Consider the following 20,102-nt stretch of genomic DNA (forward strand, 5'->3'; position numbering starts at 1 on the left):
GGCATATTGATTTTTTAAAATCAGCCCGCGATCTTAATTTATGCACAACACACTATTTTTACAAAGCCGCAATTTTGGAAAGTAATTCCTGCGGGTCAATAGGCTTTACTACGTATTCCACAGCACCCTGGCGACGTCCCCAAACCATATCTGTTTCCTGGTTCTTAGAAGTGCACATAATAATTGGAATATGCTTAGTCAACTCATCACGGCTAATTGTGCGTGTAGCTTGAAAGCCATTCATGCCGGGCATGACAACATCCATCAAAATCAAATCGGGCATCAATTCTTTCACTTTTGCCACGGCTTCTTCGCCCGATTCAGCGGTCATGACCTGAAAACTATTTTTAGTGAGCAACTCACCCAAAAAATGGCGTTCAGTTGGTGAATCATCGACGATCAATATTTTTTTAATACTCATTGCTATCCTACCCATAGTCAAACGCTGCGAATATGTGCAGCAACAGCCAATAACAGGCTGTCTTTAGTAAAAGGCTTAGTTAAATACTCATCAGACCCTACCATTCGTCCTCTGGCACGATCAAATAAACCATCTTTAGAAGACAGCATAATAACGGGGGTTGTTTTATAACGTGGATTCTTTTTAATCAGCGAGCAAGTTTGGTAACCGTCCAGCCTTGGCATCATCACATCAACAAAGATCACGTCAGGCAAACGATCACTGATTTTAGCTAAAGCATCAAAACCATCTTCTGCAAGAATGACTTCGCACCCCGCTTGCCCCAAAAAAATCTCCGCACTTCTGCGAATGGTATTACTGTCATCAATCACCATGACTTTTACTCCGGCGAGCGTTGACATTACATTTCCCCTTTTCAAAAGCCAGTATGTTTTCAGTATGGTTTTATCAGGAGCTGGCAGAAATCATCATGATATGGCGCAGTATATGCGCTCAATTTTATCTGCAAGCGTTCTTAATCATAAAATAATAAGTTAATACTAAGTCAAGATGCGTAGATACAGAAAAAAAAGAAACCCCGGTCTGAGCAGGCATCGACCGGGGCCATACAGGCTTTGGCACGTTGCCAAAGCACCCGCTCAGGGAGGAAAAAGCGGGAGGTGCAGGGGCGCACCTAGAATCAAGATAGAACTATGTCATAAAACTGCAAGCCCCTTTACTCCCCGTCTATCGGCTCTGAATGCTCCGAGCTGGCCTCTGCCTGCGACGCCTGGTAATTCATGGCATCAAACCAGCCACCAACTACCTTTTCTGCAATATCTACTCCTAACTTTTTAGAGCTGGAGAACAGCTGAACGGTAATCATCGATTCGTCAGCAAACTCAGCCTCTACCTTACGCAAAATCGCAGTCTGTTCCTGACGATTTAACTTATCGCATTTAGTCAGAATGCAATGGATAGGCTTGCCTGTAGGGCGAAACCAATCCAACATCTGACGATCAAGCTCAGTCAGCGGTCGGCGTGAATCCATAATCAGCACTAAGCCAATCAGATTGCTACGGCGCACCAAATACTGGCTTAATAATCTTTCCCAGTGTTGCCTAACTGACACAGGTACTTCAGCATAACCGTAACCTGGTAAATCGACTAGTCGGTTATTAGCATTACCAAATTGAAAATAATTGATGTGTTGAGTACGGCCCGGTGTTTTAGAAACAAAGGCAAGCCGCGTATGATTGGCCAGTGTATTAATAGCACTGGACTTGCCGGCATTAGAGCGTCCGGCGAATGCAACTTCCATACCGTCAGCCGGAAGAGCCTTCAGGTCGTTAACGGTTGTCAGGAATTGCAAGCCTTGGAAAAGCGACATTGGGTAACCACTGTGGTTTGTGAACGGGTCTTGTTATAGAATACCAGCAATTGAATAATCTTCGGCCGGTTCAACTTATTGCAAAATTACTGCGGTGCTCGCACCAGGTGCTAAAAACAACAAAAATCCTCATTTACTTTAGTAAATTCCAGTTTTTTTGTCTTGCCTGCCAGAGGCCTGCCTCGTTTAATTTTTCAACAAGCTGATATACCCGGCTACTTGCACTTTTGAGGACAAATGCTTATGCGCCGTGCGCCTGTTGCAGCAATCATTGCCACACTATTGATGGTGGCCCCAACCGCGTTTGCCGCTGACGGCACGAAAGCAGATCCGGCAAAAGGTAAACTGTTGGTCGAGCAAGTCTGTGCAGCCTGTCATGGCATTGATGGCAATAGCGCAGCTTCTGCCAATCCAAGCCTTGCAGGCCAACATCCTGAATATATTGTAAAACAATTGAACGAGTTCAAGGCTGCTAAGCGAAAAAATCCCGTTATGATGGGTATGGCAGCGCCTTTATCACCCGCTGATATGAAAAACGTAGCGGAATATTTCTCTGCCCAGCAAGCTAAAAATCGCGGTGCTTCTGATAAAGCCCTGATTGAAGCAGGTAAAAAAATCTACCGTGGTGGCATTATGGCTAAGGGTGTGCCTGCCTGTATGGCCTGTCATGGCCCGTCTGGCGCAGGGATTCCAGGCCAATACCCGCGCATGGGTGGCCAGCATTCAGCCTATACGCTGGCGCAGCTGACTACTTTCCGCAGCGGCGAGCGTAACAATAATACGGTCATGACCGATGTTGCAGCCAGATTGTCAGACGCTGAAATCAAAGCCGTGGCTGAATACATCCAGGCTTTACATTGATCAGACCGTAGAATGCACAGGTTTTTTGTCATGAAAAACCTGTGTTTCTATTCCTTACCGGAACTTTATCCGGTATCAGGGCTCTTTAGCTGACTAAACACCAGCTTATTTAGCAGATCCCTAAAACAAGGGGCCTTTAGCCCCTTTTTGAATTCTATGACACCCAAAACTTCATTCCCAAAAGCATTGTACGAATTATTTTCGTCAATGCGTTTTGCCGTAAGCCTGCTGACTATCCTCGCTATCTCTTCGATTATTGGGACGGTTTTAAAACAAAATGAACCTTACGCCAATTATAAAATTGAGTTTGGTGAGTTCTGGTTTCAAGTATTTCACCCGCTAGGCCTGTTTGATGTCTACCACAGCGCTTGGTTTTTGCTGATACTCAGCTTTCTCGTGCTTTCAACCAGCCTGTGTATCTGGCGACAAATGCCCGGAATTTGGAAAGATATTCGGGGTTATCGCGAAAACGCCAGCAATAATTCATTGCGTCTGATGTCGCACAATATCGAATTAAACAACGAATTACCCACCGAAGATGTCATCGACACACTAGCCAACCGGGGCTACCGCAGCCGCATTCGTGAAGAGAATGGCCAGGTCTTGATTGCTGCCAAAAAAGGCAGTTTTCAGCGCTTAGGCTATGTATTTGCCCATGCTGCGATTGTGGTGATCTGTATTGGTGGCTTGCTTGATGGGAATGTGCCGCTCAAATTAACCGAGCTGTTTGGCTTTAAAACACCAGAAACGCGTGATTTACCACAGAGTAAAGTACCCCCACAAAGCCGCTTGCCCGAAGATAATTTATCTTTCCGTGGCAATGTCACCCTCCCCGAAGGCTCCATTGGCGATGTGATTTTCTTAAACGCAGGCCAAGGCTATTTTGTTCAGGATCTGCCCTTTGCAGTGCGCCTGAATAAATTTTATATCGAGCATTATTCAACCGGGCAGCCCAAACTCTTTGCCAGTGATATTGATTTACTGGACAAAAAAACCGGAACCGTACTTAAAAGAGCCAAAGTAGAAGTCAATAAACCTTTAATTTACAAAGGGGTAGCCGTTTATCAAGCCAGCTTTGGCGATGGTGGCTCTCTACTGAAAATGCAGCGCTGGAATTTAAACAATCACAGCGCACAAGCATTTGATATTCGCTCGCAATCCAGCCAGAGCATGCAAATCAATGGTCAGGCCTATCAATTAGAAATGGGTGATTTCCGCCCGTTCAATATTGAAAACATGGGCAAAGTAGCCAATAACGCGATGGCGGTCAGTAAATTTGCCCAAGCCATGGCCTCAGCGCAAGCGGTACAAAGCGAGCACAACCTCAAAAATATTGGCCCGTCGATTCAATTTAAATTACGCGATAAAAACGGCCAGGCCACTGAATACCTAAATTACTTTGCTCCATTTTTTGAAAAGGGTGCTGGTTATGCCGTTACAGGCATGCGCACCGAAGTAGCAGCTCCATTCCAATTTATTCGTATTCCTCTGGATAAAGACATGGAACCGGCTACCTTTATGCGTTTGCGGGCCAGTCTGCTCGATAAATCGCTTTACCCGGAAATTGCCCGCCGGACTGCAGCAAAAGCCTTTCAAAGTGGCGGGATTACCAAAGAAGGCGAAGCGCAATTTAAAGACGTCACTATCGGGGTACTTACGCGCTTTAGTGAAGGAGGCTTCCCTGCCATCGAAAGTTTCCTGGATCAGAAAGTGCCCAAAGAGCAGCGCCAGACTGTAGCCCAAACCTATATCAAGATTCTGCAGGGTACGGTGATTGATGCAATGGATGTAGCGCAGGGAAAAGCGGGCCTGCCTGTACTGCCGATTGATGAAGCACAATACCGCTTTCTGATGGATAGCCTGGTCGCAGTCAGTAGCCTGTATGAATATGGCCCGCCAGTCTGGCTGCAAGCCAGCAGCTTTGATGAAGTTAAAGCCAGTGGATTTCAAATTACCCGTGCACCCGGCCAAAATATTGTGTATTTAGGTTCTTTATTATTGGTAATCGGTATTTTCTGTATGTTTTATATTCGTGAAAACCGGGTTTGGGTACGCCTTGCAGCTGGAAAAACCCTGATTGCCATGAGTAGTAACCGCAAGAATTCTGATCTGGATCGTGAATTTACTGAGCTCACCACTGATTTGGCTGCAAAAGGAAAAACACCATGAGTATCTCCAAGCGCCGCTTATCACCATTCGACATGGTGTTTACCGGCCTGATTATCGCTGCGGGCCTGTTTGCCTATAAGCGCTATGCCGCATTTATGGATTATTACGAAGAAGGCATCTTATTGGCCGCAGTTGCAGCCATTGTGTGGTTTGGCCGCTTCTGGCCAGCCATGCGGGTTTTTCTGCCTGTCAGTGCACTTTTTTCACTTGCAAGCATTGGCTTGTATCAAGGCACGCTTGCTAACGGGCAAAACGTTTTTTGGCTCAAGTATATTTTGTCCAGCCAATCAGCTGTTATGTGGATGTGCGTACTTTATTTGCTAGCAACCTTAATGTACTGGCTGGGAATGTTGCGTCGTTCCAACACCGCACTCGGCATCGCAAGCAGCTTAACCTGGGCCGCTGCATCGGCGGCTCTGATCTCAAAATTAGTGCGCTGGTATGAAAGCTATCTGATTGGTGCCGACGTTGGCCATATCCCTGTTTCAAATTTATACGAAGTCTTTATTCTGTTTTGCCTGATTACAACACTGATGTATCTGTACTACGAGCAAAAGTTTAAAGCACAAGGAATGGTCAAAACCATGGGCGCCTTTGTGCTGCCCATTATCCTGGCTGCAGTCGGTTTTATTCTTTGGTACAGCGTTGATCGCCAGGCGCATGAAATTCAGCCACTGATCCCCGCACTACAATCCTGGTGGATGAAAATACACGTCCCTGCCAACTTTGTAGGCTACGGTGCCTTTGCCCTTTCAGCGGGGCTGGGTGCAGCCCAGCTTTTGGTTTCAAAAGGCATTTTATCCAGCCGCCTGCCAAGCTACGAAACACTTGGCGAGGTCATGTATAAAGCCATCTCGATCGGCTTTCTGTTTTTTACCATCGCCACCATTTTAGGCGCGATGTGGGCTGCCGAAGCATGGGGTGGTTACTGGAGCTGGGATCCAAAAGAAACCTGGGCGCTGATTGTATGGCTGAACTATGCCTCATGGCTGCATATGCGCTTAGTAAAAGGCTGGCGCGGCAATGTACTGGCATGGTGGGCGCTGATCGGCCTGCTGGTCACCAGCTTTGCCTTTATTGGCGTAAATATGTTTTTATCCGGCTTGCATTCCTATGGCGGCCTTTAAGCAGCATTTATTCCTGCTTATATCGTATAAAAAATCGCCCCTCATTCAGGGGCGATTTTTTTATGTATTTTTCTAATAAGTCTAAGAATGTAGTTTTATAAGATTTAAACAAATATAAACATATCCATCATTAATTTTTTATATTATTCATGTTGGCTTATAGGTCAGAGTACGTTAACCTATTTACACACAATCCTCTCTGGTCATAAAAATGGATCAGCCGCGTTTCACTAAGACCGCAAAAGGTAGTAAAGAAATTGAAGAACGCAGCGGCTTGCTTTCTTCAGTTGCCCGTCGCATTTTAATTATGGTCGACGGAAAAAGAACCCGCAGCGATTTGCTACAGGCATTTAGCTTAGCCGAATTAGAAGAAGGCCTCTCAAGGCTTGAGCTGCTTAAAATGATAGAAGAAAGCAGCGGCCCGGCAAATAGCCACGAAGGGGTGAGTATCAATCAAAGGGCGCTCGCTCAAATCCGCCAGATGATGTATATGAGCAATCAGCAATATCTGGCTGGCCAGTTAGACCGCTTTTTAGATAAAGACTTTGCGCTTATTCACGACCGGGCAGGTTTAGAACCCGTATTAGAACACTGGCATCGCCTTTTATGCGATGCAGGCCATGAAGTCACCGCTTATGCCTATCTCCGGCAAATTAAAACCACGCTGGGGTGGAGTAAAAAATAGCCGGCGGCATGGATGCTTTCATTTAATTATCTAATCTTTTCAATAGTTTATGCTACAACTGGCGCATACGGCTTTGCGTTTCTAATTGCAAAATAAGCTGCTTGTGCTTTGCGCTGATTTTAAATTTTTCTGTATCTTTATTTTGAATCAGCGCGTTAAACGCAGGCAAAGCCAATTCATCATTTTGCCGTGCCAAATGCCATTGAATTAAAGCCGTATTACAACGGTTTTGTAATGGTTTAATACCGCCAGCCTCTGCCAGGCTTAAAGCCTGCAGCAATATTGTACCGGCATTATTTTCACCCAATGCCAGCAATACTTCAGCCAGTGCGGTTAAAGCATGGGCTTTTCCCCATAAATTATCATTTTGATCACTCAGAGTAAAAGCAGTTTCAAGCTCTATTTTAGCCTGAGCCCATTGTTTTTGTTCCGCATGTACAACACCCAGATAATAAATTATTTCAGCCGACCAAATAGGATTCACAACCGATTGCTGTAATAGTTTTTCTGCTTCAGCCAGACATTGCAAAGCATATGAAAAACGTTTTAAGCGGCAGGCATCGCTGGCCACATTCAGTAATACCTCACACTTCAAATGATCACTGCCTAATTTACGCGCCAGCTCCAGTGCCAGTTCATTAAATCCCAATGCCGCCTGATCATCACCAAAGCCAATATAAACTTGGCTAATGCCCATATATATACGGGCACATAGTTTTCTATTTTTTAATTTACGCGCAATGATGAGCGCGTCAGACCAATAATCAAGCGCAATCAGTGGTTTATTGCTTAATAAATGCGAAAACCCCAGCAGGATCAGGGTTTCAGTTTGCTCCTTAAGGCACCCCGCCGCTTTAAAACTCAGCATGCCCGCTAAAAATGCCTGCTGCGCCTTAAGATGCTCGCTTAAATGCTGCCATGAATGCCCCAGAATCACCTGAGCCAGCGCCATCAGCCGGGGCTCATCAAAAGTGTTCTGCAGCAGCTGCCCGGCCTCTGCCGGCGAAGGAGGCGAGCCACAATATGATTCCCTGGCCAGGATTTCCAATTGGGCGGCAAACTGTAATTTTGCGCTCATCGGGTTTCTTCATCCCAAAACAATTGCCCCAGCCCCTGTCGCTGCCCCAGAAAGAAAGCCAGATCAGCCCGAAGTTGTAAAATTTCGGCGGTATCCCCTGCCTGAAAAAATGCCCCGCCCATGCTGATACTCAGGGACTCAGGCAAATGGGCATATTCCAGTAAAGCAATATCCTGCTGCACTCGTGCTGAAAATTGCTCTATCTCTGCCTTATCTAAAGCCAAAAATACCAATGCAAATGTGCCAGATCCACTGCAAACCAAAACAGCCTTAGCCGGTAAGTGGCGCTGTAAAATACGTGCCAGCTGATAATAAGCAATGCTGGCCAGCTCACTGCCAAACACCTCACGGATACTGGCAAACTGATCAATCCCAATGCTAAGCATGCAAAGCGCAACATCTTCACGAGCCTGATCCAGCAACCCCGGCCAGCATATTTCCAGATAGCGGGCATTATGCAGGCCGGTCAGCTCATCACGGAAAGTGACGTTTTCCAGCTCCTGTACCTGCTGATGCTGTGCCACGTTTTTCTCACGCAATAATTCAATTTCAATTTCACTGGTCATATGCCGCAGCTTGTATTCCACCGCAGCCAAACGCCTAGGGCGTGTTTTTTTCTGTGCTTTGGAAGCAATCTGCAAGGCCTGCATATAATGAGCCGCAGATTCAGAGAACTGCCCCAGCGCCTGACAGGCACGAGCCAGCTCTGCGTGTATTTCACGCTGGGCATTTGGAAGTAAGTGCATGTATTTTTGAACAATACTCACGCCATCGTGATACTCAGAGCGCACCTTAGCCCTGCCTTGCAACTTAAGCAGGGCCAGGCCACAACTGGCCATCGCCACCGGGTCATCCTGATACAGCACGAGCGCCTTTTCAATCAGGCTGAGCGCTGGCAGCCATTGCTCCTGCACAATGCAAAGCTGGCTTAAGCGCTCCAGCAAATAAGGACATTGGTATAGCTGAGGGTTCGCCAAGACCTGCTGCATCATGGCGCGGGCCATCTCTTGCTGGTTTAATTCCCACAGATCGGCAGCCAGACCCAGCCTTGCTGCACAAATCAAGTAATCATCATCCCCAGCCAGTTGCAAGCCATATTGGTTGAGCGCTAACGCCCGCTCTGCCTGGCCCGTTTCACGGAATAAATGCGCCAGCTCGATCCAGTAAATGGTTTCATTTCCGCAGGCCTCAAGCGATTCCTCGATACCCGCCAAAAAGCTGGAGACAGCCAGAGCATGCTCGCCCTGCCGGTAGAAGCTGCGCCCTTTAAGCAGGCGCTCTTGCTGGTGACTCATGGTGATCTTTACATCCGGGCTGGCAGTACAAAAGGGCTATACGTCATAAAAAACAGAGCAATCAGCCCAGCACAACCAAACACCACATCAAGGCTAAATTCAGCAGGCAGACCAATTGCGCCGCACTGCCTAAATCTTTGGCCCGCTTAGCCAGCTCATGACGCTCCAGGGAGGTGTGATCTACCGCGGCCTCAATGGCCGAATTAAGCAGTTCAACAATCATACTGGCCAGATGACTGCCTATCAGTAATGCCCTGCCCCAATGAGGCAGCCCTGGAATTAAAAACGCGCAGGGAATACCAAGCAGCGCCAGCAAAGTAACCTGACGAAATGCGGCTTCATTCAGCCAGCCTGCTTTTAAACCATCGATGGAATAACCCAGAGCATTAAAAATGCGGGCGACTCCTGTTTTACCTTTGAACGGGCTTTCCAACACATTAAACTCCATCAGCGCCGGCAGGCACTGCAGCAAAAATTTCTCGGTACGCAATATATTGCATCAGCATCATCACCGGCAAGACAACTAAAAACCCCAGCAATAATGTAAATACTGATAAAAAACACAAGGCAATCGTGACCAGCCCACTCACTAAAAACGCCTGCCAGTTGCGGGCAATGCCTGCAAATGAAAGCTTCATCGCATCGATGGCAGAATAGCCATCAAACAATATTAAAGCGGGGGCAAACCACACCGCACACATTACCGGCGTCATTAAAATAAGGCTCAGCGAGGTATGTAAATACAGCGATTTCATTTGCTCTGGCGTAGGCAAGCTTCCGGCTGGAATATCAACAAGACTGGCCTGGCTGCCAAATAAGCCCAGCACAACCGTGACCAGCATCGCAGCAAGCACATTAATAAAACCCACCCAAAGCAGGGGTTTTATTTCGCCGTGAAATGCCGCAAATAAATCCAGAGGGCCAACTCTATTGCCTGCATCGCACCGCTTAGCCGCCAGATAGATTCCTCCTGACAATACCGGGGATACCAGGGTATAGGCCAAAGCGCCTACTACAGGCAGCACGTTCGCCAGCAAAGCTAAAACAAAAAATTGCAGGGCGATGACAATCCATATCCCAGGCTGACGGCGAAACAACTTAAATCCATTTACATACCAATGCCAGCCACGATTCGCAACAAGGCGACGCGGCTCGGGCAAGAGATCAATTACGCTATCGTTTTCCATGATTTTCCCACTGCTGCTCCGGCAAGGCTTGAAGGATACGTGAACCCTTAACTTACTCAAAGGTAAACATATCAGCCGGGAGAACCTGATGCTTCCTTACTAAATAAAACCATGCCCGCACCATGAAATGATTTACTTTCTTAGTTATGATTCAGCCAGCTATTGTGCGGGTTTTGAATAAAAATTTAATTTCAAATAAATAACGCTGCAGAATAGTGTTGCGATTTACCACAGACAAAAAAAAGCCACATGATCTGCACCATGTGGCTTTGATTAAAACTAAAAATTACGCAGCAACGCACTTCAAAGCGTGGCGGGCAATCATCAGCTCTTCATTCGTTGGAATGATATAAACAGGAACACGGCTGCCTGGCAATGAAATGCAACGCGCTTCACCTGAGCGTTTTGCATTTGCAACTTCATCAATTTCCACACCTAACCAGCGCAATTCATTACATACAGTGGCGCGGGCAATATCGTCGTTTTCGCCGATACCTGCAGTAAACACCAGTGCATCAAAGCCTTGCATCGCAGCAGCTAAAGAAGCCGCTTCGCGCACAACACGGTGAGCAAAGTAATCAACAGCAAACTTAGCATGCGGATCTTTACTTGCATGCAGATCACGCATATCGCTGGAAATACCCGACATACCCAACAGACCGGATTGCTTGTAGATCAGCTCTTCAATTTGTGAAGCATCCATTTTCAGATGGCTCATAAAGTGCAGAATTAAAGCAGGATCGATCGTGCCGCAACGGGTGCCCATAGGCAGGCCTTCTAAGGCAGTAAAGCCCATGGTTGTTGCCTGGCAGTGGCCATTAATCAATCCGGCCATCGAAGAGCCATTACCCAGATGGGCCACAACTGTGCGGCCTGCCGCCGCTTTTGCATCAATACCTGGCAATACGCTGGCAATATACTCATAAGAAAGGCCATGGAAGCCGTAACGACGGATACCATGTTTTTCGCTGAACTCGTACGGCAAAGCGTATTGCTGCTCGATTTCAGGCTGAGTGCGGTGGAAAGCGGTATCAAAACAAGCCACTTGCGGCACGGTTGGTAAAAGCTGAGCCAGCACGCGCATTGGCATAATATTGTGCGGGGCATGCAATGGAGCCAGAGCAATGGTTTCGTCCAGGCCCTTTAATACTTCTTCAGTAATGCGCACCGGCTGGCAAAAGCTCAGGCCACCATGCACAACGCGATGGCCAACAGCGGCAATCGTACGGCCTTCAATACGGCTATTGAGCCAGGCCAGCATATGACGCAGTGCAGAGTCGTGGTTCTTAGGCATATCTGCTGGCATAGATTCAGAAACCAGCTTATTGTCATCCGCGTCTTTTGCTACAAACTTCGGATCAACATAAATACCGTCTGCCAGACCTTTAAAGAGCAGAACAGGATCAGCCGCGCCGGTTTCAAACAGGGAAAACTTGATGCTGGACGATCCGGCATTAATAACTAAAACCAACTCACTCATAAACTGCTCCTTAATATTACGCTGGCGGTGATAAGACTCATCTCATCACATATAGGTTGATTGTTCTGATTGCACTTTAAAATCATCATTAGCAGGCGAAAATCACATCAGCCAGACTTAAACGGCTAGGATATGGACTTTGCTTACACACAACGGCTGATGGCTGCGTTAATATCCATAAACTTGGGGCTTTCCCTGCTGAATCGGGCCCAATGTTAGGAACTGCGATGCTGCACTGCAATGGAATAATTACTGCTGCATATTCTAAGCAGTAGTAAAAACAGCAGTATTGGCCAAAATCAAGCAAAATCATTGAAAAATAGGTGCATATTCACCATGAGTACATTCACTACGCACCTGATCTGTGTTCCTGAGCTGGATGAAACAGCCAGCGTCAGCGCCGTGCATATCTTACCCGGCCATCATGTACACAGTAATACACCGCTTCTGACCCTAATTTGTGGCGATAGTGAAGTTGAAATCTGCGCTCCGGAAGCAGGCCTAGTCTCGCATATCATGGTAGAAATTAAAGAAACCGTGCAATGCGGTGATCTTTTATTACAAATGGAGATTGAAGAAGAGCCTGTGCAGTTATTTGGTGCAGAGGCCACTTTTGCCAGCGCCTGTCAGATGGATTGGCCTGCAGCACAAACAGCCACGCTTAATGTCAGCCTTGGTGCTGCCCGCCTTGCAGCTAAGCTGGGCGTAGACCTAAGCACGATTACAGCACGGGGCGAATGTATTGAAGAAGCGGATATAGAAGCTCATGTCCGCGATATCATGCTGCAATGGCAGCAAACCCGCCCGCACTAAAGCTATTTCTTTTGCAATTGATCCATGATTGCAGCGGGGTCCTGGCTCAGGGCCAAAACAGCACGTACTTTATTAAAAGCGGCGCTTGCCTCTGCGGGATGTTTTCCATAAGACACCACACTGGCATGCTTCCAGCCCGCAGACAACAAAGCATTACGCTTAAAAGTTGTGCCTTCAACGCCCCCTCCCCCTAATTGCATCAAAGCCTGTTCAATGAGCACATGTGGCAGGGGAGTACGGGAGATGATATTAAAATGATCGGGAATTACTTCAGCAAATTGCATGGCCTGACTCCGGTATCAATGAACGATGCATCTTCAGTAAACGACCTGTATTTTTCTCATCCAGCTAAAATATTCTGCTGAAATTAAACTGCATCAGATTAATGATCCGGTGCATCAGGGCATTTTCAATACTAGTAAAGAGCAGAGCCAAATCCAGTAATTCCTTACCGCAGGCAAGCCAGAGCCTCTGTTTCTGATTCAGAAAAAACAAACGCCCCGATAAACGGGGCGTTAAACATATATAAGTTAAAAATACTTAAATATGAACCTTGGCAATCGCGCGGCGATCCATCACGGCCCTGGACAAATCTGTCAGCATCGTTTCTGTCTGATCCCAGCTGATACAACCATCAGTAATTGACTGGCCATAAGTCAGTGGCTTGCCTTCAATATGATCCTGACGGCCGCCAATAATATGGCTTTCAACCATCACACCAAATATACCGTTATTGCCACGGGCAAGCTGAGCACAGACATCAGCAGATACATCAACTTGGCGGCGGTAATCTTTGCTGCTGTTAGCATGGCTAAAATCAACCATTACTTTTTGTGGCAGCTTGGCAGCAGCCAGATCGGCCAGCGCAGCACGCACATGGTTGGTGTCGTAATTAGGCTCTTTACCGCCACGTAAAATGATATGGCAATCAGGATTACCGCCAGTCGCCACAATCGCAGAATGGCCCATTTTAGTTACAGACAAAAAGTGGTGTGACTGGCTGGATGCGCGAATCGCATCAAGTGCAATTTTTAAATTACCGTCTGTCCCGTTTTTAAAGCCTACCGGGCAAGATAATCCGGAAGCCAGCTCACGGTGCACTTGTGATTCAGTCGTACGCGCTCCAATTGCTCCCCAGCTCATCAAATCAGCCATATATTGCGGCGTGATCATATCGAGGAATTCGCCGGCTGTTGGCATACCGTCGTTGTTTAAATCAACCAATAATTTGCGTGCAATACGCAGGCCATCGTTGATATTAAAACTACCGTTCAGGTAAGGATCATTGATCAGGCCTTTCCAGCCTACCGTTGTGCGGGGTTTTTCAAAATAAACCCGCATCACGATTTCTAAATCGTTTTTGTGAAGCTCGCGCAGCACTTTAAGCTTAGCGCCGTATTCATGTGCAGCCTCGGTATCATGAATTGAGCACGGACCAATCACCACCAGCAGACGATCATCGCTGCCTTGCAAGATGCGCTGAATGGCTTGCCGGGTTTCAAAAACAGTAACGGAGGCAATTTCGCTGACAGGGAATTTCTCCATCACCGCAACAGGGGGGAGTAGCTCTTTAATTTCTCGGATACGGACATCATCTGTTTGATATTGCATATTCTTCCCTAGAGCGGCTGCCTAGCACGGCGACAAGCACATCATAAAAGAAAGAGATTATCGTCTAACGACAGTCGGCGCAAATACCTTTAACCGTGATTTCAACCATGCGGGCCACGAACTGGGCAGGCAAGCTTACAGGCAGATCACTGCTTACGTTTTCCAAACAAAAAAAACGTCCGCAATTTTCACACTGAAAATGAGCATGGTGGTGTGGGGCAGGTGCAACAGAAAAGCGCCATACCCGATCATCACCGGATAATTTATGCGCCAAATGCTGCTCGGTTAGCCAGTCTAAAACCCGGTATACCGTTACGCGGTCGATAGCGGGCTGCAACGCCGCCAGCACATCCAGATGTGACAGCGGGCGTTGAGCATCCAAGAGCGCAGCGAGCACCCTTACCCGTGCGGGTGTAGTACGGGCACGGGTTTGGGCGACTAAATCACGTGCTTTCGCAATCGTCTCGGAAGCATTACTCATCAATACAGCACAACATTAATCTGCGTACTGCTTTTTCATACGTTCACGACGCTCTTGCGCTTCCAAAGACATAGAAGCCGTTGGGCGTGCAACTAAGCGTGGCAGACCAATTGGCTCGCCTGTGTCTTCGCAATAGCCATAATTGCCATCATCAAGCTTACGCAAAGTAGACTCGATTTTAAGCAACAACTTACGCTCACGATCACGCGTGCGTAGCTCTAATGCATACTCTTCTTCCAAAGTAGCGCGGTCAGCCGGATCAGGCGTGGCTTCCTGCTCTTGCAAATGCTGGCTGGTTTGATTGGCATTTGCCAACAGCTCTGCTTTCATTTGCAGAAGCTTAGCCCGGAAAAACTCGAGGTGATCCGGGTTCATGTAATCATCTTCTGAACCGTTCCAGCTAATGATTTCTTGTTCCGTGAGTTTGGCCATGGTCGTTCTCCCTTTCTGCAAATGGGGGCGGGGCAAAATCGCTCTGCAGCTTTATTTCATCTTACTGAAACAAAAACCAGACAGAACATAAACTTACGAGCATACACCCCACCAAATGGGGAGGCAGCATAATCAAGTCCCCGCCGCAATGCAATAACTCGTTTCGCCATACAGACGGTATGGCATTAATGCGACAGTACCCAACGTACAATAATCCTTAAATCTTTCTCTTCAATTTGCTGTGCGGGCATGGGAATTTTTCCCCATTTTCCGCCAGGCAAACCACTGCGTACTTCTTTCATCAGCATAGCTTCTGCATCTTTTTGCCCGCGATATTTAGCCGCAACTTCCTTATATGCGGGCCCAACAATTTTAGTATCAATCGCATGGCAACCCAAGCAGTTGTATTTTGCCGCAACTTTTGCCCCATCTTCTGCAAAGGCCAGAGGAGTACAGACCAAAAACAGCGGTAGTAAATACTTAATCATACTTATTTCCTTACAGGTAATTGAAGCGTACGCGTATTTTAGCAGCAAGCAGAGAGCATGCGCCGTGCTACACTCCCGCGATTAAAAATCTTAGGTAATACAGGTTGGCAAATGGATAGAGCGCAACGTTTTATGGCTCTGGGCGTAGCCTTTTCGGTGCTCGCACATGCTATTCCTATTTTTGGCATGAAGTTTGTTATGCCCGATCCTAAAACACTGTTTTCAGCCCAGCCACTGGAAGTGGTGCTTGTAAACCAGCGCACATTGCAAGATGCCCATAAAGCGGATGCGCTGGCTCAAGCCAGCTTAAATGGCGGGGGCAATACAGATGTCCTGAATCAGCACGTTAAATCACCCTTGCCTGCCAGCGATAATGCGCAGTCTAAAGAAGTGGAACGCGCAAAAGCTCAGCAAAAGAAACTTGAGGCCGATGCAGAAAAACTCATGTTGCAGCTGAAGGCAGACACCCGTGTTGCTCAGGATCTGGGTAAAAGCACGCATAGTGAAAATACGGGCCCCGATAATGAGCAATTAAAACAACAGGCCCGTGAAATCGCCGGCTTAGCGGCGCAGATCAGCAAGCAAACCAGCGAATACCAAAGCCGCCCGCGTATGACTTTTATCGGTGCACGCGCCAGAGAATATCGTTTTGCCCGCTATGTTGAAGACTGGCGTATGAAGATGGAGCGGGTTGGTGCGCTGACTTACCCGCTTGATTCGCACGGCCAGAAATTATATGGCCGCTTATTGGTATCCGTGGAGATCGACGCGAACGGCAATGTCCGCAGGGCCGAAATTACCAAATCATCAGGCAACAAAGAGCTTGATGCTGCTGCTTTGCGCATCGTAAAAATGGCCGCGCCTTTTGGTAAGTTTCCTGATGATATTCGTAAAGACACCGATGTAATCAGCATTAGCCGCACATGGACATTTGCCAAGGGCGATACTGTTTTAGGTAATGAGTAATGCGAATTTTAGGAATTGACCCAGGCTCCAGAATAACGGGGTTTGGGGTTATCGATACAGACGGGCAAAACCGGAGTTATATCGCCTCCGGCTGCATTCGCACGCCGGGCGGCGAGCTGGCTGCACGCATTAAATCAATTTTGCGCGGCATTGCCGAAGTAGTGGAAACCTATAAGCCCGACGTGGCAGCAGTTGAAATTGTCTTTGTAAACGTCAACCCACAATCAACGCTGATGCTGGGGCAGGCACGGGGAGCGGCAATGTCGGCGCTGGTTTTAGCTGATCTGCCGATAGGGGAGTACACCGCACTGCAAGTAAAGCAGGCGGTAGTTGGCAATGGCCATGCAGACAAAGATCAGGTCAGCCAGATGGTGCAGCGAATGCTGCGGCTCAATGGGGCACCCCAATCAGATGCCGCCGATGCACTTGCAGTAGCGCTCACCCACGCTCAGCACGAAAGCGGTGCGATGAAGCAGCTAGCCAGCTTGGGCTTAACCATTAAGCGCGGGCGCTTAGCTTAGGCTCGGCTGACATTTGATTCAGCGCTTCGCTGGCTGCAGCCCTAAATTTTACTCCGGCAAGAAGGAAGCTCTGCGTTAAAACGGGCCAGGAATTCCGGGTCTTCTTTTAAAAAGCGGTGGCCAAAATAAACGCCTAAAGGTTTGTCTTCCTGCAGCTCCGAGCGGATTTTGTTCTCGGCATGCTCCGCATGAATCGCCTCATTCATCGCCAGATCGCTGGCTAATACTGCGGCAACCCTGCCAGCCAGCAGCATTTTAAGCAACTGGTCATGCGCAGGGGGCGTGGCATAAATCCGATAACCAGATGCTTTTAGCCAGGTCAGCATATTCGAACCAAAATAAGCCCCCACGGTGGCCGACAAGCGAAACTCTTCGCTTAATGGCTTAGCCGTGTTTTCCGTACGGAAATACCAACGCCATTGCTGGGGAGCAATTGCTTGCGAAAGCGTAGCAAAGCGATCCCGCTCGCTGTTTTGTGAGGCCGAAAAAAAACCATCCGCCTCGCCCAGCTCAACTAAATTCTGTGCACGCTTCCAAGGCAGAAATTTAATTTCTACCGGACGCTGCAATTTATTCATCACACAACGCACAGTTTCCAGCGCCAGCCCGCTCTGACGCCCATCAGCCTGCTGATTGCTGTACGGCGGCTGTTGCTGCGTCAATAAGCGTACAGGTGTGGCCTGTGCCTGCAGCATGCAGAGCAAACAAAAAATACCTAACTTCAAGTTCGTCAAGCTAATCCCGGGCATTTATACTCCCCGCTTTCCTTTAGAGATGCACGCCATGATCGGACGCCTTACCGGAACCCTGATCGAAAAACAGCCCCCGCAGATTGTGATTGAAACCAATGGCGTGGGCTACGAAGTTGATGTGCCTATGAGCACGTTTTATGTACTGCCCCATACAGGGCAACCATCCAGCCTGTTTATTCACATGGTAGTACGTGAAGATGCCCAGCTGTTATATGGATTTGCCACCAAACCGGAGCGCGACACATTCCGCGCCTTAATCAAGGTCAGCGGCATTGGTGCAAAAATTGCGCTCGCCATTTTATCGGGAATGAACGCCGATGAACTTGCGAAAGCCATCGCAGCAGAAGATCTGGTTCGGCTGTCAAAAGTACCGGGCATTGGTAAAAAAACGGCAGAAAGACTAGTTTTAGAACTGCGTGGCAAGCTCAACAACCTGCCTATTATGACTTCTGTCAGCAATAATAGCGCACTGTTTCAAACGCCTGCATCAAATAAAGAGGATGTGCAGCATGCATTAATTGCCCTGGGATACAGCGAACGCGAAGCCAGCGGCGCGGTCAAAGAGCTCGCGACGGATGTAGATGTGTCTGACGGCATCCGGCGTGCCCTTAAACAACTGGTTAAAATTTAAATGCGTGCACTAACGATCACCGCCCTTGCTGGCACCCTTATTTTTATTGCTCTAGCCTCAGCCCTAGGCACACCGCAACTCAATGCCTTAGACGATGCCATTGGCAATGCGCTATATGGTGGCCCAGAAGCTTTAATTTTAATGAGTAAAATTTTTGTCTGGCTCGGTGGTGCATTTGGATCCCTGCTGTTGGCAACACTCATCGCTGGCTATATGTGGAAAAAAACCGGCAAGCGAGTAGATGCAATCGGCCTGCCTTTAGCTATTTTCAGTGGCTGGGTGCTCAATGCCCTGCTCAAATTTACCATTCTGCGCCCAAGACCTAGCCTAGAATTCTTATACTCTGCCCACGGCCCTTCGTTTCCCAGCGGCCATGCGATGAGTTCTTGGATTATGTCTTTTGTCTTGGCGATTATTGCGACGCGCTATTTTCCAAAGCGACGCAACCTTTGGTTTAGCCTTGCGCTTTGTGCCGCGATATTAGGTGGCTATGCCAGACTGGTATTAGGCGTACATCATTTCTCCGATATCATTGCAAGCTATAGTGTGGCAAGCATCGTTGTGCTGGCCTATAGCTACGCCACAAGCCGCTCTACCCACCGGATTAATACATGATTGAAACTGATGCGCTCTCTTCTGCGCCTGCTGATCGTCTGATCAGCAGTACAAAATTATCTAATCAGGAAGAAAAACTTGAGCACGCTCTGCGGCCCAAATTACTCGACGAATATGTCGGGCAGGCCAAAGCACGTGAGCAATTAGAGATTTTTATCGAAGCCGCTAAAAAGCGTGGTGAAGCGCTTGATCATGTACTGCTGTTTGGCCCGCCGGGCCTGGGTAAAACCACGCTGGCCCATATTATTTCCCGCGAGTTAGGCGTTAATCTGCGCCAGACTTCAGGCCCGGTGCTGGAACGCGCTGGCGATTTAGCGGCAATTTTGACGAATTTAGAGCCGCATGATGTCTTGTTTATCGATGAAATTCACCGGCTCAGCCCGGTGGTTGAAGAAATTCTTTATCCAGCACTCGAAGACTTTCAGCTTGATTTAATGATTGGTGAAGGCCCTGCAGCCAGATCGGTAAAGCTTGATCTGCCGCCATTTACACTGGTTGGCGCCACCACCCGCGCAGGGATGCTGACCAACCCGCTGAGAGATCGCTTTGGTATTGTGGCAAGGCTGGAGTTTTACTCTGCAGAAGAGCTGACCCGCATCACCACACGTTCGGCACAATTACTCAATGTGAATATCGCACCTGACGGCGCATTCGAAATTGCGCGAAGATCACGGGGCACGCCGCGAATTGCCAACCGTTTGCTGCGCCGGGTGCGCGATTACGCCGAAGTGCGCGCAGATGGCCATGTCACCCGTGAAGTGGCCGATGCAGCGCTTTCGATGCTGGATGTGGATCACGCAGGGCTGGATGTCATGGACCGGAAGCTTTTATCTGCCATTCTGGAGAAATTTGCCGGTGGCCCGGTAGGGCTGGATAACGTCGCGGCGGCCATTGGTGAATCATCAGACACCATTGACGATGTGATTGAGCCTTTTTTGATTCAGCAAGGCTTTTTACAAAGAACACCACGCGGCAGGATTGCTACACTGGCAGCGTATGAGCACTTTGGGCTGAGCCCGAAAAAACAAGATTGATACCCGATATATTATTTCGGCGGAATAAGCCGCCCTACCATTAACACGCGAATAAAGGATTACCCAAAGTGGATGTTGCTGCTGCA

General features: G+C 48.0%; 24 protein-coding genes. 10 read left to right on the forward strand and 14 right to left on the reverse strand.

Going from position 1 to position 20,102, the window contains the following annotated elements:
* Positions 1–58: 58 nt before the first annotated feature.
* From CSQ88_RS02870 to yihA, 3 genes are all read right to left on the reverse strand, one after another.
* Positions 59–415 carry a response regulator gene (locus CSQ88_RS02870; protein ID WP_174900837.1) on the reverse strand — a complete coding sequence of 119 codons (357 nt, stop codon included), beginning with the start codon at positions 413–415 and terminating at the stop codon, positions 59–61.
* 23 nt (positions 416–438) lie between these two features.
* Complete coding sequence (locus CSQ88_RS02875) at positions 439–822, reverse strand: PleD family two-component system response regulator (RefSeq protein ID WP_099396593.1); 384 nt, start codon at positions 820–822, stop codon at positions 439–441.
* Between the two features lie 314 nt (positions 823–1,136).
* A complete protein-coding gene (gene yihA / locus CSQ88_RS02880; protein ID WP_099396594.1) occupies positions 1,137–1,790 on the reverse strand; it encodes a ribosome biogenesis GTP-binding protein YihA/YsxC in 654 nt (217 codons plus the stop codon).
* A gap of 237 nt (positions 1,791–2,027) precedes the next feature.
* Here yihA and CSQ88_RS02885 point away from each other — a divergent pair, with 237 nt between their 5' ends.
* The 4 genes from CSQ88_RS02885 to CSQ88_RS02900 all read left to right on the forward strand — a co-directional run bounded on the left by CSQ88_RS02885 (position 2,028) and on the right by CSQ88_RS02900 (position 6,632).
* Positions 2,028–2,651 (forward strand): cytochrome c, encoded by a 624-nt coding sequence (locus tag CSQ88_RS02885; RefSeq protein WP_306475233.1) that lies wholly within the window; start codon positions 2,028–2,030, stop codon positions 2,649–2,651.
* Between the two features lie 207 nt (positions 2,652–2,858).
* Positions 2,859–4,820: a cytochrome c biogenesis protein ResB gene (locus CSQ88_RS02890; RefSeq protein ID WP_257212435.1), complete on the forward strand. Its 1,962-nt coding sequence runs from the start codon at positions 2,859–2,861 to the stop codon at positions 4,818–4,820.
* A complete protein-coding gene (gene ccsB / locus CSQ88_RS02895; protein WP_099396597.1) occupies positions 4,817–5,947 on the forward strand; it encodes a c-type cytochrome biogenesis protein CcsB in 1,131 nt (376 codons plus the stop codon). The genes CSQ88_RS02890 and ccsB overlap by 4 nt, the downstream gene beginning before the upstream one ends.
* Positions 5,948–6,158: 211 nt before the next feature.
* Entirely contained in the window at positions 6,159–6,632 is a 474-nt protein-coding gene (locus CSQ88_RS02900) for a hypothetical protein (protein ID WP_099396598.1), read from the forward strand.
* A gap of 52 nt (positions 6,633–6,684) precedes the next feature.
* On the opposite strand, the gene CSQ88_RS02905 is transcribed toward CSQ88_RS02900, so the two are convergent.
* The 5 genes from CSQ88_RS02905 to CSQ88_RS02925 form a co-directional block, all read right to left on the reverse strand.
* Positions 6,685–7,710: a hypothetical protein gene (locus CSQ88_RS02905; protein ID WP_099396599.1), complete on the reverse strand. Its 1,026-nt coding sequence runs from the start codon at positions 7,708–7,710 to the stop codon at positions 6,685–6,687.
* Positions 7,707–9,005 carry a diguanylate cyclase domain-containing protein gene (locus CSQ88_RS02910; RefSeq protein WP_099396600.1) on the reverse strand — a complete coding sequence of 433 codons (1,299 nt, stop codon included), beginning with the start codon at positions 9,003–9,005 and terminating at the stop codon, positions 7,707–7,709. Before CSQ88_RS02910 ends, CSQ88_RS02905 begins: the two co-directional genes overlap by 4 nt.
* 61 nt (positions 9,006–9,066) lie before the next feature.
* Complete coding sequence (locus CSQ88_RS02915; protein ID WP_099396601.1) at positions 9,067–9,453, reverse strand: diacylglycerol kinase; 387 nt, start codon at positions 9,451–9,453, stop codon at positions 9,067–9,069.
* Positions 9,443–10,192 (reverse strand): BPSS1780 family membrane protein, encoded by a 750-nt coding sequence (locus tag CSQ88_RS02920; protein WP_099396602.1) that lies wholly within the window; start codon positions 10,190–10,192, stop codon positions 9,443–9,445. Before CSQ88_RS02920 ends, CSQ88_RS02915 begins: the two co-directional genes overlap by 11 nt.
* A gap of 286 nt (positions 10,193–10,478) precedes the next feature.
* Positions 10,479–11,672, reverse strand: coding sequence for an acetate/propionate family kinase (locus CSQ88_RS02925; RefSeq protein ID WP_099396603.1), 1,194 nt, complete (start codon positions 11,670–11,672; stop codon positions 10,479–10,481).
* A 336-nt stretch (positions 11,673–12,008) separates the two neighbouring features.
* Here CSQ88_RS02925 and CSQ88_RS02935 point away from each other — a divergent pair, with 336 nt between their 5' ends.
* Positions 12,009–12,485 carry a biotin/lipoyl-containing protein gene (locus CSQ88_RS02935; protein ID WP_099396605.1) on the forward strand — a complete coding sequence of 159 codons (477 nt, stop codon included), beginning with the start codon at positions 12,009–12,011 and terminating at the stop codon, positions 12,483–12,485.
* 2 nt (positions 12,486–12,487) lie between these two features.
* Here CSQ88_RS02935 and CSQ88_RS02940 read toward each other — a convergent pair whose 3' ends face one another.
* The 5 genes from CSQ88_RS02940 to CSQ88_RS02960 all read right to left on the reverse strand — a co-directional run bounded on the left by CSQ88_RS02940 (position 12,488) and on the right by CSQ88_RS02960 (position 15,497).
* Entirely contained in the window at positions 12,488–12,769 is a 282-nt protein-coding gene (locus tag CSQ88_RS02940) for a hypothetical protein (RefSeq protein ID WP_099396606.1), read from the reverse strand.
* 256 nt (positions 12,770–13,025) lie between these two features.
* Entirely contained in the window at positions 13,026–14,096 is a 1,071-nt protein-coding gene (aroG, locus tag CSQ88_RS02945; protein WP_099396607.1) for a 3-deoxy-7-phosphoheptulonate synthase AroG, read from the reverse strand.
* Between the two features lie 64 nt (positions 14,097–14,160).
* Positions 14,161–14,577 carry a Fur family transcriptional regulator gene (locus CSQ88_RS02950; RefSeq protein ID WP_099396608.1) on the reverse strand — a complete coding sequence of 139 codons (417 nt, stop codon included), beginning with the start codon at positions 14,575–14,577 and terminating at the stop codon, positions 14,161–14,163.
* 15 nt (positions 14,578–14,592) lie between these two features.
* Complete coding sequence (gene dksA, locus CSQ88_RS02955) at positions 14,593–15,009, reverse strand: RNA polymerase-binding protein DksA (RefSeq protein WP_099396609.1); 417 nt, start codon at positions 15,007–15,009, stop codon at positions 14,593–14,595.
* A 185-nt stretch (positions 15,010–15,194) separates the two neighbouring features.
* Complete coding sequence (locus tag CSQ88_RS02960; RefSeq protein ID WP_099396610.1) at positions 15,195–15,497, reverse strand: c-type cytochrome; 303 nt, start codon at positions 15,495–15,497, stop codon at positions 15,195–15,197.
* Positions 15,498–15,608: 111 nt separating this feature from the next.
* Between CSQ88_RS02960 and CSQ88_RS02965 the strand changes: the two genes are divergently transcribed.
* Entirely contained in the window at positions 15,609–16,463 is an 855-nt protein-coding gene (locus CSQ88_RS02965) for a cell envelope integrity protein TolA (protein WP_180273507.1), read from the forward strand.
* Complete coding sequence (gene ruvC, locus CSQ88_RS02970; protein ID WP_099396612.1) at positions 16,463–16,984, forward strand: crossover junction endodeoxyribonuclease RuvC; 522 nt, start codon at positions 16,463–16,465, stop codon at positions 16,982–16,984. The genes CSQ88_RS02965 and ruvC overlap by 1 nt, the downstream gene beginning before the upstream one ends.
* A 41-nt stretch (positions 16,985–17,025) precedes the next feature.
* Here the strand turns inward: ruvC and CSQ88_RS02975 are convergent, their stop codons facing one another.
* Positions 17,026–17,718 (reverse strand): ABC transporter substrate-binding protein, encoded by a 693-nt coding sequence (locus tag CSQ88_RS02975; RefSeq protein ID WP_180273508.1) that lies wholly within the window; start codon positions 17,716–17,718, stop codon positions 17,026–17,028.
* Between the two features lie 49 nt (positions 17,719–17,767).
* Between CSQ88_RS02975 and ruvA the strand changes: the two genes are divergently transcribed.
* Genes ruvA through ruvB form a run of 3 tightly spaced genes read left to right on the forward strand, consistent with a single transcriptional unit; the run spans position 17,768 to position 20,016 of the window.
* Complete coding sequence (gene ruvA, locus CSQ88_RS02980; protein WP_099396614.1) at positions 17,768–18,367, forward strand: Holliday junction branch migration protein RuvA; 600 nt, start codon at positions 17,768–17,770, stop codon at positions 18,365–18,367.
* Positions 18,368–18,982: a phosphatase PAP2 family protein gene (locus CSQ88_RS02985; protein ID WP_099396615.1), complete on the forward strand. Its 615-nt coding sequence runs from the start codon at positions 18,368–18,370 to the stop codon at positions 18,980–18,982.
* Positions 18,979–20,016, forward strand: a complete 1,038-nt coding sequence (gene ruvB, locus CSQ88_RS02990) for a Holliday junction branch migration DNA helicase RuvB (RefSeq protein ID WP_099396616.1) — start codon at positions 18,979–18,981, stop codon at positions 20,014–20,016. The genes CSQ88_RS02985 and ruvB overlap by 4 nt, the downstream gene beginning before the upstream one ends.
* The last annotated feature ends 86 nt before the right edge of the window (positions 20,017–20,102 follow it).

This window comes from Iodobacter sp. BJB302, from assembly GCF_002735645.1.
Classification (GTDB): domain Bacteria; phylum Pseudomonadota; class Gammaproteobacteria; order Burkholderiales; family Chitinibacteraceae; genus Iodobacter.